This is a genomic window from Nitrococcus sp., from assembly GCF_059432795.1.
On the sequence record NZ_JBXWZQ010000188.1, the window covers coordinates 1 to 15,507 of the forward strand.

General features: G+C 62.9%; 14 protein-coding genes. 6 read left to right on the forward strand and 8 right to left on the reverse strand.

Going from position 1 to position 15,507, the window contains the following annotated elements; all coding sequences use genetic code 11:
* The first annotated feature begins 278 nt into the window (after positions 1–278).
* Positions 279–1,439, forward strand: coding sequence for a GGDEF domain-containing protein (locus tag AC52Q4_RS12855; RefSeq protein ID WP_495537195.1), 1,161 nt, complete (start codon positions 279–281; stop codon positions 1,437–1,439).
* A gap of 192 nt (positions 1,440–1,631) precedes the next feature.
* Complete coding sequence (locus tag AC52Q4_RS12860) at positions 1,632–2,480, forward strand: PHP domain-containing protein (protein WP_495537196.1); 849 nt, start codon at positions 1,632–1,634, stop codon at positions 2,478–2,480.
* A gap of 128 nt (positions 2,481–2,608) precedes the next feature.
* Here AC52Q4_RS12860 and AC52Q4_RS12865 read toward each other — a convergent pair whose 3' ends face one another.
* The gene (locus AC52Q4_RS12865; RefSeq protein ID WP_495537197.1) at positions 2,609–2,866 is read right to left on the reverse strand and encodes a hypothetical protein; all 258 of its coding nucleotides are present in this window, start codon (positions 2,864–2,866) and stop codon (positions 2,609–2,611) included.
* A gap of 301 nt (positions 2,867–3,167) precedes the next feature.
* Between AC52Q4_RS12865 and AC52Q4_RS12870 the strand changes: the two genes are divergently transcribed.
* On the forward strand, positions 3,168–4,154 hold the full coding sequence (locus AC52Q4_RS12870; protein WP_495537221.1) for a serine/threonine protein kinase: 987 nt from the start codon (positions 3,168–3,170) through the stop codon (positions 4,152–4,154).
* Positions 4,155–4,194: 40 nt separating this feature from the next.
* Positions 4,195–4,914, forward strand: a complete 720-nt coding sequence (locus tag AC52Q4_RS12875) for a M48 family metallopeptidase (RefSeq protein WP_495537198.1) — start codon at positions 4,195–4,197, stop codon at positions 4,912–4,914.
* A 5-nt stretch (positions 4,915–4,919) separates the two neighbouring features.
* Here the strand turns inward: AC52Q4_RS12875 and typA are convergent, their stop codons facing one another.
* From typA to AC52Q4_RS12910, 7 genes are all read right to left on the reverse strand, one after another.
* Positions 4,920–6,734: a translational GTPase TypA gene (gene typA / locus AC52Q4_RS12880; protein WP_495537199.1), complete on the reverse strand. Its 1,815-nt coding sequence runs from the start codon at positions 6,732–6,734 to the stop codon at positions 4,920–4,922.
* Positions 6,735–6,876: 142 nt separating this feature from the next.
* On the reverse strand, positions 6,877–7,716 hold the full coding sequence (locus tag AC52Q4_RS12885; protein ID WP_495537200.1) for a PA2778 family cysteine peptidase: 840 nt from the start codon (positions 7,714–7,716) through the stop codon (positions 6,877–6,879).
* A gap of 143 nt (positions 7,717–7,859) precedes the next feature.
* Entirely contained in the window at positions 7,860–8,276 is a 417-nt protein-coding gene (locus AC52Q4_RS12890; RefSeq protein ID WP_495537201.1) for a PA2779 family protein, read from the reverse strand.
* Between the two features lie 382 nt (positions 8,277–8,658).
* Positions 8,659–9,492: a GTP cyclohydrolase FolE2 gene (folE2, locus tag AC52Q4_RS12895; protein WP_495537202.1), complete on the reverse strand. Its 834-nt coding sequence runs from the start codon at positions 9,490–9,492 to the stop codon at positions 8,659–8,661.
* A gap of 3 nt (positions 9,493–9,495) precedes the next feature.
* Positions 9,496–9,879: a 6-carboxytetrahydropterin synthase QueD gene (queD, locus tag AC52Q4_RS12900; RefSeq protein WP_495537203.1), complete on the reverse strand. Its 384-nt coding sequence runs from the start codon at positions 9,877–9,879 to the stop codon at positions 9,496–9,498.
* A 57-nt stretch (positions 9,880–9,936) separates the two neighbouring features.
* Positions 9,937–10,833: a (2E,6E)-farnesyl diphosphate synthase gene (gene ispA / locus AC52Q4_RS12905; RefSeq protein WP_495537204.1), complete on the reverse strand. Its 897-nt coding sequence runs from the start codon at positions 10,831–10,833 to the stop codon at positions 9,937–9,939.
* The gene (locus tag AC52Q4_RS12910) at positions 10,820–11,071 is read right to left on the reverse strand and encodes an exodeoxyribonuclease VII small subunit (protein ID WP_495537205.1); all 252 of its coding nucleotides are present in this window, start codon (positions 11,069–11,071) and stop codon (positions 10,820–10,822) included. The genes ispA and AC52Q4_RS12910 overlap by 14 nt, the downstream gene beginning before the upstream one ends.
* 164 nt (positions 11,072–11,235) lie before the next feature.
* Between AC52Q4_RS12910 and parE the strand changes: the two genes are divergently transcribed.
* A complete protein-coding gene (gene parE / locus AC52Q4_RS12915) occupies positions 11,236–13,128 on the forward strand; it encodes a DNA topoisomerase IV subunit B (protein ID WP_495537206.1) in 1,893 nt (630 codons plus the stop codon).
* Between the two features lie 88 nt (positions 13,129–13,216).
* A complete protein-coding gene (gene parC / locus AC52Q4_RS12920; protein WP_495537207.1) occupies positions 13,217–15,472 on the forward strand; it encodes a DNA topoisomerase IV subunit A in 2,256 nt (751 codons plus the stop codon).
* Positions 15,473–15,507 lie beyond the last annotated feature (35 nt).

Sequence of the window (15,507 nt, forward strand, 5' to 3'; positions counted from 1 at the left end):
CAACTGCACGCTGAGCTTGGCTTGCCCCATACAGGGACGGGTTTTTGGCGCCGGATGTGGGCCGACATCATCTCGAGTAGTGTGATCTTTGCTCTTGTGCAAACGGCCGTGCCAGAGTGAAACTACGAGATGGGCTCGTGTTGTCCGCTTGCAGGGTGGGGGAGGCTGCGCTATAGGTAGCCTTTTATATTAATCCTTGGGGGTACATCCGAGCATGATTCGTGCATTAGCGCATGGCTGTGCCGGTCGAACCAGCAACGAACAGCAGCAATGCCCTCATGGCAAGACGTGCTAGGCGGGCAAGCGATCGCCGTTCCGGTAAAGATCGCCGCCGATCGCTGAGCTGGACGTCGGTCGTCCCATTAGACCGGATACGCTATCCGGCATGGCGGGAGCAACTCCTTCAATTTCTGACCCGGTACCTGTTCATGGTGCTGGGGATTGTCTTTTTCAATTACCCGCAGGCACCCGGCCCGCTGTGGCTTCCGGCCTCAACGATCACGGCCGTGTTGCTTGGCCACGGGGTGTTGAATACGATCCTGCTCTGGCATGCAATGCGCCGGCCGATTTGCCCCGCGCGCTATCGCTTGGCGATGTGGGTGGACCTCGTGGCGGTTTCGCTGTGCCTCGCCAATGATCCGTATCAGGTTCCCCCGTCGGTGCTCGCTTTCATAATGGTCGTGCTCGGTAACGGCATGCGTTATGGGATGCCCTTGTTCGCCGAGGCCATTGTCGGCACGTTCGCCGGGGCGATGGTTGCCCTGTCGGTGAATGAGTCGGGTGGCATTACGCAGATCACTCCCGGGCTGATATTCCTCAACCTCTTCGGTGGCATCATTTTGCTCTACGCCTATGTTCTCATGAGTCGAATCGAGCGCTCGCGGCTCCATCTGGAGGAACGCAGCCGCCTGGATAGTTTGACGGGTCTGGTCAACCGACGTGCTCTGGAAGAGGCGGCAAATGCCCTGCTCCGAAGGCTTCGGGAACAAGGCGGGGAAATCGCGATCATGTTTGCCGACATGGACGATTTCAAGCAAATCAACGACCTTCATGGCCATACCGTTGGAGATCTGGTGCTGAGGCAGTTTGCGGAGATTCTGCAACGCTCGATACGTTGTCACGACATTGCCGCGCGTTACGGCGGTGATGAATTCGTGCTCATTTTGCTGGATATAGACATCGCCGAGGCCGAGCGGGTCGCGCGGCGCATTCAGCGGGCCGTGACAGGCTGGGCGCAGGGAAATGCGCTGTATTGCACCGTGACCTTTGGAATTGCGGCGGCGCCGCGGCACGGCGATTCGCTCCCCGCGCTGCTCGAAGCGATCGATGAAGCGCTCTATCGCGGCAAGCGTCGCTCGGAGCGCGGGGGCGTCGTCGAGCGAGTGCCTGACGAAGGCGTAAACGTCAGCCCGGTCGAAGCGCCCATGTTGGCCGACTGATATGCCTCGCCAGCCGAAGTAAAGCAATCCCCACCGCAGCTTACGCAATTGGCGTAGAATCGGCGTGGGTTCCCTTGCGCAACGCACGCGAACTCCATGCCAGGCAGCGAGCTGTAAGCCCGAGCGTCGAGCGTATGGCAACTGCACGGCGTGCGTCGGCGCCAGCCTTGCTCCAGGAGTCTCTCACCTAGCATGCGCAGCCCGATCGATCTGCATACCCATTCGACAGCCTCGGATGGGGTCTTGCCGCCGGGTGATTTGGTCGCGCTCGCCGCGGCACGTGGGGTACGTACACTTGCGCTTACCGATCACGATACGACCGATGGTCTGTCGGCGGCGCAGCAACGCGCTTCGCTCGAGGGGGTGTTGCTGGTTCCCGGGGTCGAAATCTCCGTTACCTGGGGCGGGCGTACCTTTCATCTGGTTGGGCTCGGGATCGATCCGCAGCACGCAATGCTGCAATGCGGTCTAGCCAAGCTACGGACGATTCGAGAGCAGCGCGGGCGCGAGATGGGCCGGTTGCTGGAGCGTGTGGGACTCGAGGGTGCCTACCAGGCCGTGTGCGAATTGGTCCAGGGTAAAGTGGTGGGGCGTGCCCATTATGCCCAACTGTTGGTCGAGCGAGGTTTGGCGGCGGATTCGGGTGAAGCTTTTCGTCGTTATCTCAGCTGCGGCCGAGCCGGCTACGTCGAAGTTCAATGGGCGAGCCTCGATGAGGCCATGGGTTGGGTCCACGGCGCCGGTGGCGTTGCGGTGTTGGCGCATCCGTTTCAACATCGTTACCCCCGAGCTTTTTTGCGCCGGATGCTGGCCGCATTCGCTGCAGAAGGCGGGGATGCGCTCGAGATCGTGACGGGTGGCTGTAACGCGGGTCATATCTCGGCCGCGACGGCCTATGCTCGCCGCTTGTCTCTAGCGGGTTCGTTGGGTTCCGACTTCCACACCCCAGTGCAGTCCCGCAACAGCATTGGTCATATCAGAGCGCTTCCGCGTGAAGTGGTGCCGATCTGGGAGCGTTGGCCGCTTGTGCCGCAATCGTAAGGGCAAGAGACGTCGCTCCCCCTCTGGTCCTGATGGTCCTGACGAGCACGGCGCGCTTGTGGGGCACGCGCCGCCATCCCAAGGTGAGACCATCGGCCTCGCTGCGTGCGAGCGGCACGCGGCTCCGGTTAGCGGTAGCGCCGGTATTCGCCCTCGATCGTGTCTCCCGTGCTCGTCTCCGACTCGGTGCCGCCGCGTCGTAGCTGACGGCGCAGCCACCAGACCCGCACTGCAATTACCAAGGCCAGAATGGCTCCAAAGCCGATGACCAGGGCAAGGATGAACGCCCCGAATATCGCTGCCACGGCCGCCGTTGCCAGGAAGGCCAATGTTGCGAGCACCTGTGCCAGCGGGTTGCGAGTGGGTAGGTAGTATTGCTTGCGCATTGCTCTATCACCTGAATGGTTTAGCTAGTCGACCCCAATACGCCACGGTAGTTCCGGTGGCGCGGCTGGCGCAAAGACGCTGCCAAACTCGTGCCATGAGAGGGCAGTAGCTCCAACCGGAGGTGGTGGGCGGCTCGCGAACGCCTTATTCGCGCAGCCCCTGGTAGGGGCTCTGCTTGCATGCGTGCCCTACGGTCGCCAAGTCAATGATATCGGTTCGCCTTGGCGAGCGCACTTCACCTACTCGAGTGGGCACCTTATAGTGTTTGTCTGGGTTTTTTGCATTGCAGCACAGAAGGGCATGGTGGACGCGAATCTACATCTTTACGCCGCCTTGGATCCGGACACCGTGCTCAGCGCCGTGGAGCGATTGGGTCTGAGCGTCAATGGCCGGCTGCTCGCATTGAACAGTTACGAGAATCGGGTCTACCAGGTCGGCGTCGAGGGCGCCGAGCCTCTGGTGGTCAAATTCTATCGCCCGGCGCGCTGGAACGATGACGCCATTCTCGAAGAGCACGCCTTTGCCGCCGAGCTGGCCGATCACGAGATCCCGATAGTGGCGCCGCTGGTGTTGGGCGGTGCGACATTGCATTACCACCGCGGTTTTCGCTACGCGCTTTTTCCGTGCCGCGGCGGGCGAGCGCCGGAGCTGGACGATCCAGAGACCCGTCTCAGGCTGGGCAGATTCCTCGGGCGCATCCATGCGGTGGGCGCCGCCCGGAGCTTTGCCCATCGGCCGACCCTCGACATCACCAATTACGGCGCGGCACCGCGAGACTATCTGCTCGAGCAGGGTTTCATCCCCTCCCACCTAGTGGGTGCCTACGAGTCACTGAGCCGGGATCTTTTGGAGTCGGTGCGCCGTTGCTATCAGAGTGTGCAGGCGGTCCGGCAGCTGCGGCTGCACGGCGACTGCCACGTGGGCAACATCCTCTGGACGCCGGCGGGCGCGCATTTCGTTGACTTGGATGATTGCCTGGGAGGGCCGGCGATTCAGGATCTCTGGATGCTGCTCTCGGGCAGCCGTGAGGAGATGACACGGCAGCTCTCGGACTTGCTGGAGGGCTACGAGGATTTTTACTCGCTCGATCGCCGTGAGCTTGCGCTAATGGAAGCACTGCGCACGCTGCGCATCATGAATTACGCGGCTTGGCTCGCGCGGCGCTGGTCCGATCCGGCCTTCCCGCTCGCCTTCCCCTGGTTCGCCAGCGATCGCTACTGGGAAGAGCATGTGCTGGCGCTGCGGGAGCAGGCGGCGGCGCTCGACGAGCCGCCGCTGGTGATCTAGGATGCGTGCCCGTTGCCGGGCAAGCGCCATACGCTTTGGCGTGGCGAGCGAACAGGTGCTGGACATCGTGCTGGCGCCGGGGTATGCGGTGGGTATTGTCCTGCAGCGTCAAAGGCGGCGTACGCTTGCCATTCATGTCAACCGCGATGCTACGGTTGAGGTCCGCGCGCCCGTTGGGTGTCCCCTGGAAACGGTGCTCGCTTTCGTTCGCCGCCGCCGTCGCTGGCTTAATCGCCAGCTTGAGCGGTTGTCTCTGTCAAAACCGCCGGCCGTTCTGCAGTATACGCACGGGGAAAGTCATCCTTATCTCGGCGAGTGGCCAACGCTCATCCTTCAGCGGGGTTCACCTCGGTTGGCGAGGCTCCTGGGAGGCCAGCTGCGGCTTACGCTACCGGAGCCCGACGACCCGGCGCATGTCAAGCGCCTATTGGAGCAATGGTATCGCGGCCGCGCGAGCGAAGTCTTCACCACGCGCTTATTGCATTGGCAAGCCCATAATGCGTACCGGGCGCTGAGTCGACCGGTGCTTCGTTTACGTCGGATGCGGCGGCGCTGGGGCAGTTGCACGGCAGGCGGCGTCATTACCCTCAACACGCGATTGGTCGAGTATCGCCCGGAGCTGATCGATTACGTGATCGTCCACGAATTGTGTCACCTGCGCGTGTTCGACCACTCGGCCCGCTTCTATGCACTGATGGATGCCGTGCTGCCGGATTGGCGCCGGCGGCGCCGAGATCTGGAATCGAGCCCTCCGTGCTGAGCGAATCAGGCTCGGGCGGCGCGCTTGCGCTCGTGCTCACGTAGCAGTTTCTTGCGGATACGCACGGCGCTGGGCGTTACCTCCACCACCTCGTCCTGATCGATGATTTCCAAGGCCTGCTCCAGCGTGAGCCGCAGCGGTGGGGTCAAAATAATGCTCTCGTCGCTGCCGGCAGCACGCACGTTGGTCAGCTGCTTGGCCTTCAGCGGATTCACGATGAGATCGTTGTCGCGGTTGTGGATACCCACGACCATGCCCTCGTAGACCTCATCACCGGGACCAATGAGCAGCCGCCCGCGCTCCTGAAGGTTGAACAGCGCGTAGCCGAGCGCTCGACCGCTGGTGTTGGACACCAGGGCCCCGTTGGTACGCTGGCCATACAGGTCGGGTTTAATCGGTCCGTAATGATCGAAGACATGGTAGAGCAACCCGCTACCCGAGGTAGCGGTGAGAAATTGAATTCGAAAGCCGATGAGCCCGCGAGCCGGTATGGAATAGTCCAGGCGCACCCGTCCTTGGCTGGTGGCTGGCTGCATGTTCTGCAACACCCCGCCTCGTGCGCCGAGCCTCTCCATGACGGGGCCCTGATGGACCTCGGCGATATCCACCGTCAACCTCTCCCAGGGCTCCTGGCGTATGCCGTCGATCTCGCGCACGATCACCTCCGGGCGCGACACACCGAGCTCGTAGCCCTCGCGACGCATGTTTTCGATCAGTACGGACAGATGCAACTCGCCGCGGCCGGAGACGCGCAGCTTGTCCGGATCCTCGGTTTCCGCCACGCGTAGCGCGACGTTGTGCCGCAGCTCCCGCCCCAGGCGCTCGCGCAGCTGTGGTGCCGTGATGAAACGACCATCGCGTCCGGCAAGGGGCGAGGTATTGACCTGGAATGTCATGGAAATCGTCGGCTCGTCGACCAGCAGCGGGGGCAATGCCTCCACGGCGGCCGGGTCGCACAGCGTATCCGATATCTGCACCTCCGCCATGCCGGAAAACGCGATGATGTCGCCGGCCTGCGCGGCAGCCACTTCGGTGCGGTTCAAACCGAGGAAACCGAGTACCTGGAGGATACGCCCCGCGCGCCGATTCCCGTCGCGGCCGAGGGCCACCACGGGCATGTTGGTCCAGGCGCGGCCGCGTTTGATCCGCCCGATACCGATCACGCCCACGTAGCTGCTGTAATCGAGCGAACTGACCTGCATTTGAAATGGACCCTCCGGGTCCACAGCCGGGGGTGGGACATGGTCCCGTATGATCTCGAACACGGCGCTCATGTCCGGGGTGCGAGCGCTCGGCGTCAGGCTGGCATAGCCCTTCAAGGCGGAACAGTAGACCACTGGAAAGTCGAGCTGTTCGTCGCTCGCACCCAGTTCGGCAAACAGATCGAAGGTCTGATTCAAGACCCAATCCGGGCGTGCCTCCGGACGATCGATTTTGTTGATTACGACGATGGGCCGAAAGCCTTGCTCCAACGCTTTTTCGGTGACGAAGCGCGTTTGCGGCATGGGACCGTCGACCGCGTCCACCAGCAGCAGCACGCTGTCCACCATCGACATGACCCGCTCCACCTCGCCACCGAAATCGGCATGCCCGGGGGTATCGACGATGTTGATCCGAAAACCTTGCCATTCGATGGCGGTGTTTTTCGACAGGATGGTGATGCCACGCTCGCGTTCTATCTCATTGGAATCCATGACGCGCTCCGGAGCGGCGCCATGGTTCTGCAGGCTGCCGGAATCCTGCAGCAGGCGGTCGACCAACGTGGTCTTGCCGTGGTCGACATGAGCGATGATGGCGATATTGCGGAGTTTTTCGATCACTTTCGCTGCCGGGTGCTTAGCCTTGGGCGCGTATGATCGTCGAAGTGGCCTTGGCTGTCGAGGGCTGCGCGGGCCCTTCACAGCCACTGGGGAGATTCGTCGAGTCGCTACATCCCCGTAAGCGGTGGGTGCTGCGGCTCATTCATTGCGAATTGCAGTCCATGGGTTTGCCGGCGCGGCGGCACTGGATTGCCTCAAGGGTGGCCCGGAATGTGGCCAGGAAAGGTCCGCCCAAATCAACGGCCCGTTTCGCGGCCGTCTCGGCGGCGGACCAATCGCCTCGATCGGCCTCAATCTGTGCCAGGTTGTTGTAGAGCACCGCAGTCTGGTCAACGTCGCGCTCGAGCGCCTTTTCGAGCACTTCGGCGGCACTTGCCAGGCGCCCCGCGTCGTATAGTGCGTTCGCCAGGGCCAATGCGAGGCGGCCGTTCCGGGGAAAACGCGCCACGCCCGCCTGCCAGCCCGGCAGCGTTTTCGCTGGGCTGGCGCGCTTCTCCAGCCCCGCCAGGGCCTGGAACAGCCGAGGCGCGGTAGCGGTTGCCGGCAGCTCTCCGGGTGGCAGCACAACGATACCCCAGCGCTTTGCGCGCGCCCAGGTGCGTTCGAAGGTTTCCATCGATACCACGTGGCGACGCTCGTTGCCGGAACGCAGTACCAGATTGCCGCTTGCGGGCTGAGCGCCGATCGCCACCGCATAATGCCAGACGGGATACCAGCTCAGGCCCAGGTTCTGCAGCACCAGCACCGGGTGGCCGGCTGCGAGCTCATCCAGCAGCGCGGAGAGCCGAGCTGGGATGATAAAAACAAGGCGATCGCTGCCTCGGGCTCGGGCCAACAGCTCGGGCTGCAGCGTGCCTTGTTTGGCCGGGATGTAGAGCTCGGTGGCGAGGCGCTCGGGATCGGCGCTCACGCCACTCCAGCCCAACATCATTGCCAGTGCGGCCGGGCCGCAATGGTAGGCGGTTTGGGGATGAAACGGCACCTCAGAAAGCTCGACGCGGGGCGCGGTGCGAGCGGTGTGCTGCGGAGCGATTTGCGAGGCGCATCCGGACAGTGAAAGCCAGCTTGCGAGCAAAAGGGACAACGGCAGCGGTGGAGCTACCGTTGTCCGACCTGACCTCGCCATTAACGTACCGTCTTCTTCACGAATGGGAAAACATCCGTGAAACCGAGAATATCGGTGACCAGCAACACCAAGAAGACGAAGAGACTTACCCCCACGAGCAGGCCGAGCGTGTCTCCACCCGCCGGCATGCGATCGATGTGGCGAGCCAATGATTTTGCCTCGGCCTCGGACAGGGCGGCGACCCGATCATGGGCTGTCTGCGGATCGACGCCCAAGGCAACGAGTTGCGTGCGCACCTCATTGCGCTCCAGAACGGCCTCGATCCGCGCCCGGGCATCGTCCGCCGCCGCGCCGGCGCTCAGCGCCTGCGTGCTGACCATCCTGGCTTGTGCCGCAGGAACGGGCACCACCGTTAGCACGAAAACGACCGCGATGAGTCGGCAAAGCCAGCGATAGCGGTTTCGAAGCTCCTGCATAAATTCCTCCTTTTTTGCTCGTGGCGGATAGCCGGACCCATGCGAGTGACACGGTCTATCTGTTCAGTGACCCCTGCGGGCAGGGCCCCAGCCCACGCGGGGCGTTTTCGAGCGCTCGTTCCGGGCACCAGGAGGCGACGCACGATCGCGGCCTATCCGCCCAGTCCTATACCCGGAATCAATCGTATCCGGCGATGCTTCGGCGCGCCACGGTATTCGCTGGAAACGGACAGGCCACCGCGGCGCGTCGACCGGGGCGTATCTCACGACCCAGGCGGTGGCCGATCGCCTAGCGGTATCGATGACCCGTTCGGGTCTCCGTATGAGGGCTGCCCAATGGGCGGGCCTCGGGGGTTGCGCCGCCCGCCGCGCAGTCGCCGAATCAGCCGGCTCGACCCTCTATGGCGAGGTGTTTATCGCGTTCGATAAGGGCGTAGGCCGAGTGGTTGTGAATGGACTCGAAATTCTCCGAGGCCACGCTGTAGGCCACGATTCGGTCATCGGCCTCGAGCCGCCCCGCCACCTCGCGCACGATGTCTTCGACGAATTTGGGGTTGTCGTATGCGCGTTCCGTGACGAACTTCTCGTCCGGGCGCTTGAGCAGTCCGTACAGCTCGCACGAGGCGCTTTCCTCCGCGATTTGGATCAGCTCCTCGAGCCAGATGAACCCGCAGGTGCGCGCACGGATCGTCACGCGGGAGCGCTGATTGTGCGCGCCCTGATCGGAGATGGACTTGGAGCAGGGACATAGGCTGGTGACGGGAACCAAAACCTCCAGGGTCAGCTCGATTTGGTCCCCATGGGTTTCTCCCAGGAACGCCACCTCGTAATCGAGCAGGCTCTCCACTCCGGATACCGGAGCCTTCTTGCAGATAAAGAAGGGGAAGCGCATTTCGATATGCCCGGACGCGGCTTTCAGGCGTTGCGTCGTCTCGCGGAGCATCGCTTTGAACGAGGCAATGGTGATCTCGCGGTTGTGGCCTTCCAGGATTTCCACGAACCGTGACATGTGGGTGCCTTTGAAGTGGTGCGGCAGGTCCACGTACATGTTGAATGTCGCGACCGTATGCTGCTCCTCGCCGTTGCGGGCACGCACCCGGACCGGGTGGCGGATGTCTTTGATGCCAACCTTGTTGATCGGTATGCGCCGGGTGTCCTGTCGTCCCTGAACGTCTTCGATCGGCAGCGCGATTGCCCCTTTTGTCGCCTCGGCCATGCTTCAGTCTTCCTCTGTATATCGAACGCGAGCGTGCGCGGTTTCCCATACGGTGACGGCATTGATCCGCACGTGGTGTCCACTGAGCCACGCGCGAAGTGCGCGATAGATGACACCGGCCACGTGTTCCGCCGTCGGGTTCAGACCGGCAAATTCAGGTAGATCGTTGAGGTGACGATGGTCCATCGAGTCAACGACCTGCCGCGTCGCGGATTTGAGTTCGGCAAAGTCGATCGCCATCCCGAGGGAGTTCAGCTGGTGTGCTTCAACTTCTACTTCCACCGACCAATTGTGACCGTGCAAGCGGCTGCACTTCCCAGGATGGCCCTCCAGGATATGGGAGGCTGAGAAATCGGTAACTACGCTCAGGGTGTAGCGCCCGCTCATGGGTTGATCCCGATTTACGCGGTGAAATATTAGGGTAACGCGACGGGATCAGCAACGTCAGTGATCGCGCGCCACGATGTATTCGGCGACTCCGCGCAGGCAGTCGGCCTCGGAGCCGAATTCCTGCAAGCTGGCCAGGGCGTCCTGGCAAAGCTGTTGCGCAAACCCCCGTGCTTCGCTAATGCCGAGAAGCGCCGGGTAGGTCGGCTTGTCGAGCCGGGCATCGGCCCCCTGGCTCTTTCCCAGCCGCGCCTCGTCACCGGTCACATCCAATATGTCATCCTGGACCTGGAATGCGAGACCAACGCATTTGGCATAATGGTCGAGGCGTTCCATGCGGGCGGAGTTCGAAGTGGTATCCGCCAGCGCACCGAGCATGACGCTGGCGCGAATCAGCGCGCCTGTCTTGTGGATGTGCATGTCCTCCAACTCCGGCACCGTAACCTGACGGCCCATCGCTTCGTAGTCGAGGCTTTGGCCGCCGGCCATGCCGCGCGAGCCGGTTGCCAGGCTGAGGACGTCGATCATGCGCAGACGTTGTCGAGCCGGTACGGTCTCATCATCGCTGCAATGGCTCAATACGCGGAAGGCGAGACTCTGCAGCGCATCGCCCACGAGAATGGCCGTGACTTCATCGTAAGCGCGGTGACAGGTCGGACGGCCACGACGCAGATCGTCGTCATCCATGGCCGGTAGGTCATCGTGAACGAGAGAGTAGCAGTGAATGAGCTCGACCGCGCACGCGGGAGCATCCAAGACCTGCCGCGGAACCCCCAGGGCATCCCCAGTGGCATACACCAACAGCGGGCGCATCCGCTTGCCGCCGCCGAGCACGGCGTAGCGCATGGCCTCGTGCAGCCGCGCCGGGTGTGTTTGCGCCGGAGGCAGCCACCGTTCCAAGGCGGCTTCCACCCGAGCCTGGTAGTCAGGCAGATAGCGCTCAAGAATCGTCATGGTTTATCGCCTCAAACGGCATGACTTCGGCTTTTTCGTCCTGGCCGAGGAGAATTTCGATTTTTTGCTCGGCCTCCCGCAGCGCCTTTTGACAAGCCCGTGTCAACTCGATACCCCGCTCGAAGGACTTGAGGGACTCCTCGAGCGAGAGTTCCCCCGCTTCCATGTGGCCGACCAGCGTTTCGAGCTCCTGCAAGGCGTGTTCGAAGTCGAATTCGCGTTCACGTTGCTCAGTCATTTAGCCTCGCTTGGCGCGGCGAGCGAACGCGCTTAGTGTACCCTGGGACGCTGTGCAACGCACTCGCAGTCATTTCGGGCACAGGATACACTGGCCGCCTTCGACCCGAGCTTCGCTGGCCTTGGGCAGAGGAAGGACCAGGAGGAGCGGAGTTTGCCGCGACAATGACGAAAAATTATGACGCCGCTTCGATCGAGGTGCTCACCGGACTGGACCCGGTACGTCGCCGCCCGGGCATGTACACGGATACGACGCGACCCGACCACCTGGCGCGCGAGGTCATCGACAACGGTGTCGACGAGGCGCTGGCCGGTTGCGCCGATCGGATCGAGGTCGTGCTGCATGAGGATGGCTCGCTGTCGGTCACCGACAATGGCCGCGGCATGCCGGTGGATGTCCACCCGGAGGAAGGATTGCCGGGGGTCGAGCTGATCCTCACTCGACTCCACGCCGGCGGCAAGTTCTCGCAGCGCAGCTACCAGTTCGCCGGCGGCCTGCACGGGGTCGGCGTCTCTGTGGTGAACGCGCTCTCGCGCCGGCTGGAAGTCACGATTCGCCGTGACGCCAAGCAATGGCGCATGTGCTTTGTCGAAGGCGAGAAATGCTCCGAACTCGAGCTGCTGGGAGCGCTCGACAAAGCTGACACGGGCACGACGTTGCGCTTCTGGCCGGACGCCCGCTATTTCGACTCGCCGCGTTTCTCCGTGCCGCGTTTGAAGCACGCGCTAAAGGCCAAGGCGGTGCTTTGCCCCGCCTTGCGCGTTCGTTTCGTGGACGAGACGGCGCCCGAAGAGTGGGTTTGGTATTACGAAGACGGCCTTGCGGATTATCTGTGCAGCACGCTCGATGATCACGCGCGATTGCCGGACCCCCCCTTTCTTGGGCGCATGAGCGCCGCTCAGGAGACCGCGGAGTGGGCCCTCGCCTGGCTCACCGATGAGGGGGAGGGGGTTCAGGAAAGCTACGTGAACCTGATACCCACGCCGCAAGGCGGCACTCACGTCAATGGCTTGCGCGCCGGGCTGACCGAGGCCATTCGCGAATTCTGCGAGTTTCGCAACCTGCTGCCGCGCGGGGTACGCATCGCCCCCGATGATGTTTGGGAGCGCCTGAGCTTCATACTCTCGGTGAAACTCGCGGACCCCCAGTTTACCGGGCAAACCAAGGATCGCTTGTCCTCTCGCGAATGCGCCGCCTTTGTCTCCGGCGTTGTCAAGGACAGCTTCAGCCTGTGGCTGAATCAGCACATCGCACCGGCGCAGCAGATTGTCGGGCTGGTCATCCAGAACGCCCAGCGGCGGTTGCGCACCAGCAAGAAGGTGGCCCGCAAGCGGGTGACGAGCGGGCCGGCACTGCCTGGCAAACTTGCCGACTGTACTAGCCAGGATGCCCGACAGACGGAGCTGTTTCTCGTCGAAGGGGACTCGGCGGGTGGCTCGGCCAAGCAGGCGCGGTCCCGAGAATTTCAGGCGGTGATGCCCCTGCGAGGGAAGATTCTGAATACTTGGGAAGTGGATCCCGCCGAACTCATGAGCTCGCAGGAGGTGCACGACATCGCCGTCGCGTTGGGCGTTGAGCCCGGCTCGGCGGATCTTACCGGACTGCGCTACGGGAAGGTGTGTATTCTGGCCGATGCCGATCCGGACGGTGCGCACATCGCCACGTTGCTGTGCGCCTTGTTTTTGCGCCATTTCCCGGCACTGGTTCGGCAAGGGCATATCTATGTCGCAATGCCGCCGCTTTACCGCATCGATGTCGGGAAACAGACCTACTACGCCCTCGACGCGCAGGAGCGTCGCGGCATCCTCGATCGCATCGCGGCCGAGAACGTCAAGGCAAAGCCGCAAATCACGCGCTTCAAAGGTCTGGGGGAGATGAATCCGAAGCAGCTGCGTGAGACCACCATGGCGACAGAGACGCGGCGTTTGGTACGGCTTACGGTGGACTGCGAAGACGGCGCGCAGCAGTTTCTGGGCATGTTGCTCGGCCGGCGCTCGGCAGCGCAACGGCGCGCTTGGCTGGAAGCGAAGGGCGATCGGGCCGAGGTGCTGCCTTAGCCATCCGAGCGCGGCGTTCGGGGGTGGCAGTCGTCTCGGCGGTTGACCGGCCATCGGGCGCCGCGCAGTAGCAAGGGGTTGAAGCGAATTGCCTGCACACGATGCCGATTACGAGACTCGGCCGCTGCGCGAGTTCACGGAGAAGGCGTATCTGGACTACTCCATGTACGTCATTCTCGACCGGGCGCTGCCCCATCTCGGAGACGGGCTGAAGCCGGTCCAGCGGCGCATCATTTACGCCATGTCCGAGCTCGGAATTTCCGCCTCCTCCAAATTCAAGAAATCCGCCCGCACCGTCGGCGATGTGCTCGGAAAATACCATCCGCACGGTGATTCCGCTTGCTACGAGGCCATGGTGCTCATGGCGCAGCCATTTTCCTATCGCTACCCGCTCGTGGACGGACAGGGCAACTGGGGTTCCGCCGATGATCCGAAATCGTTCGCGGCCATGCGCTACACCGAAGCGCGCCTTACGCCCTACGCCCAGCTCCTGCTTTCCGAGCTTGGCGAGGGCACGGTGGGGTGGATGCCAAATTTTGACGGGACGTTGGAGGAGCCTCAGGTGCTGCCGGCTCGAGTGCCCAACCTGTTGCTCAACGGCTGCACCGGCATCGCGGTGGGCATGGCCACCGATATCCCGCCCCATAACCTGCGCGAGGTGGCCGCGGCCTGCATTCGGCTACTCGATCAGCCGGAAGCCGGCGTGGCTGAGCTCTGCGAAGCGATTCTAGGTCCGGATTTTCCCACCCGCGGTGAGATCATCACGCCGGTCGAGGACATCCAGCGCCTTTACGAAACCGGCTACGGCGGTCTGCGCCAGCGGGCATGCTGGGAGCGCGAGGGGCTCGACATCGTTATCACGGCGTTACCGTATCAGGTCTCCGGCAGCAAGATCCTCGAGCAGATCGCCGCGCAGATGCAGACCAGGAAACTGCCGATGGTCGAGGATTTGCGGGACGAGTCGGATCACGACAGCCCCACGCGATTGATCATCACCCCGCGTAGCGCTCGGGTAGACGCCGAGCAGCTCATGGATCATTTGTTCGCCACCACCGAGCTCGAGAAGACCTATCGGGTGAACCTCAATGTCATCGGCCTGGATGCGCGGCCGCGGGTGCGCAACCTGCGGGAAATATTGGTGGAATGGTTGCGCTTCCGCACCGAAACCGTACGCCGGCGTCTGCGCTGGCGCTTGGGTAAGGTCGAGGCGCGTCTGCACCTTCTCGACGGCTATCTGATCGCGTTTCTCAATATTGACGAGGTGATTGCGATCATCCGTGCCGAGGACAAGCCCAAGCCCGTGCTGATGGAGCGCTTCGCTCTAACCGAGCCCCAAGCCGAGGCCATTTTGGAGCTGCGTCTGCGCCATCTGGCAAAGCTCGAGGAAATCAAGATTCGTGCTGAGCAGGATGAGTTGCAGGGCGAGCGGGATCAGCTTCGCGCCACGTTGGACTCGGAGGTAAAGCTCAAAGCGCTGATCAAATCGGAGCTTCAAGAGGATGCGCAGAAGTACGGCGATGAGAGGCGCTCCCCGCTGGTCCGGCGCGGCACGGCGCAGGCACTGAGCGAGACGGAGCTGGTGCCGAGCGAGCCGGCAACGCTCGTATTGTCGCAGAAAGGCTGGATTCGGGCGGCCAAGGGGCATGACGTAGACGCGCAACGGCTGAGCTACAAGGCAGGGGATGGTTATCGTGACGCGGCGATGGGCCGCAGCAATCAGCAGGCGGTCTTTCTGGATTCGCAGGGTCGGGCCTATACCCTGCCGGCGCATACGCTGCCCTCGGCACGGGGTCAGGGCGAGCCCCTGACGGGTCGCTTGGCTCTACCGGCCGGGGCCGAGTTCAGGTACGTCTTGCTCGGCGCTCCGGATTCGCTTTGGGTGCTGGCAAGCGACCATGGTTACGGGTTCATCGTCCGGTTGGCTAATCTCTACAGCAAGAACCGGGCGGGCAAAGCCGTTTTGAGCCTTGCCGACGAAGCGCAGGTGCTCAAACCCGCGCGAGTGCAGACACTCTCGCAGGACCGCCTGGTGGCAGTCACCACGGCCGGCCGGCTTCTGGCCTACCCGCTGCAGGAATTGCCCGAGCTCAACAAAGGCAAGGGCAACAAGCTCATTCAGATTCCAACGCAGCGGCTGAGGAGCGGAGAGGAGGTGGTGGCCGGTGTCTTGGCGGTTCCTGCGCTGCGTTCGGTCATTCTCCAGGCAGGTAAGCGAACGCTCACGCTGCGCCCAAATGACCTGGAGCGCTATGTCGGTCAACGCGGTCGACGCGGAGACAGCCTGCCGCGGGGCTTTCAACGGGTCCAGCAGCTTTGGTTGGGAGACGGGGGTGAGGTTTCCTGAGCGCGTCCGCGAGGCCGCGGCTTGGCCGGGATGAA

What these genes read in the sequence shown, in the direction of transcription:
- AC52Q4_RS12855 (WP_495537195.1), top strand. Translation starts at nt 279, where the DNA reads ATGGCAAGACGTGCTAGGCGGGCAAGCGATCGCCGTTCCGGTAAAGAT.
- AC52Q4_RS12860 (WP_495537196.1), top strand. Translation starts at nt 1,632, where the DNA reads ATGCGCAGCCCGATCGATCTGCATACCCATTCGACAGCCTCGGATGGG.
- AC52Q4_RS12865 (WP_495537197.1), bottom strand. Translation starts at nt 2,866, where the DNA reads ATGCGCAAGCAATACTACCTACCCACTCGCAACCCGCTGGCACAGGTG.
- AC52Q4_RS12870 (WP_495537221.1), top strand. Translation starts at nt 3,168, where the DNA reads ATGGTGGACGCGAATCTACATCTTTACGCCGCCTTGGATCCGGACACC.
- AC52Q4_RS12890 (WP_495537201.1), bottom strand. Translation starts at nt 8,276, where the DNA reads ATGCAGGAGCTTCGAAACCGCTATCGCTGGCTTTGCCGACTCATCGCG.
- folE2 (WP_495537202.1), bottom strand. Translation starts at nt 9,492, where the DNA reads ATGGCCGAGGCGACAAAAGGGGCAATCGCGCTGCCGATCGAAGACGTT.
- queD (WP_495537203.1), bottom strand. Translation starts at nt 9,879, where the DNA reads ATGAGCGGGCGCTACACCCTGAGCGTAGTTACCGATTTCTCAGCCTCC.
- ispA (WP_495537204.1), bottom strand. Translation starts at nt 10,833, where the DNA reads ATGACGATTCTTGAGCGCTATCTGCCTGACTACCAGGCTCGGGTGGAA.
- AC52Q4_RS12910 (WP_495537205.1), bottom strand. Translation starts at nt 11,071, where the DNA reads ATGACTGAGCAACGTGAACGCGAATTCGACTTCGAACACGCCTTGCAG.
- parE (WP_495537206.1), top strand. Translation starts at nt 11,236, where the DNA reads ATGACGAAAAATTATGACGCCGCTTCGATCGAGGTGCTCACCGGACTG.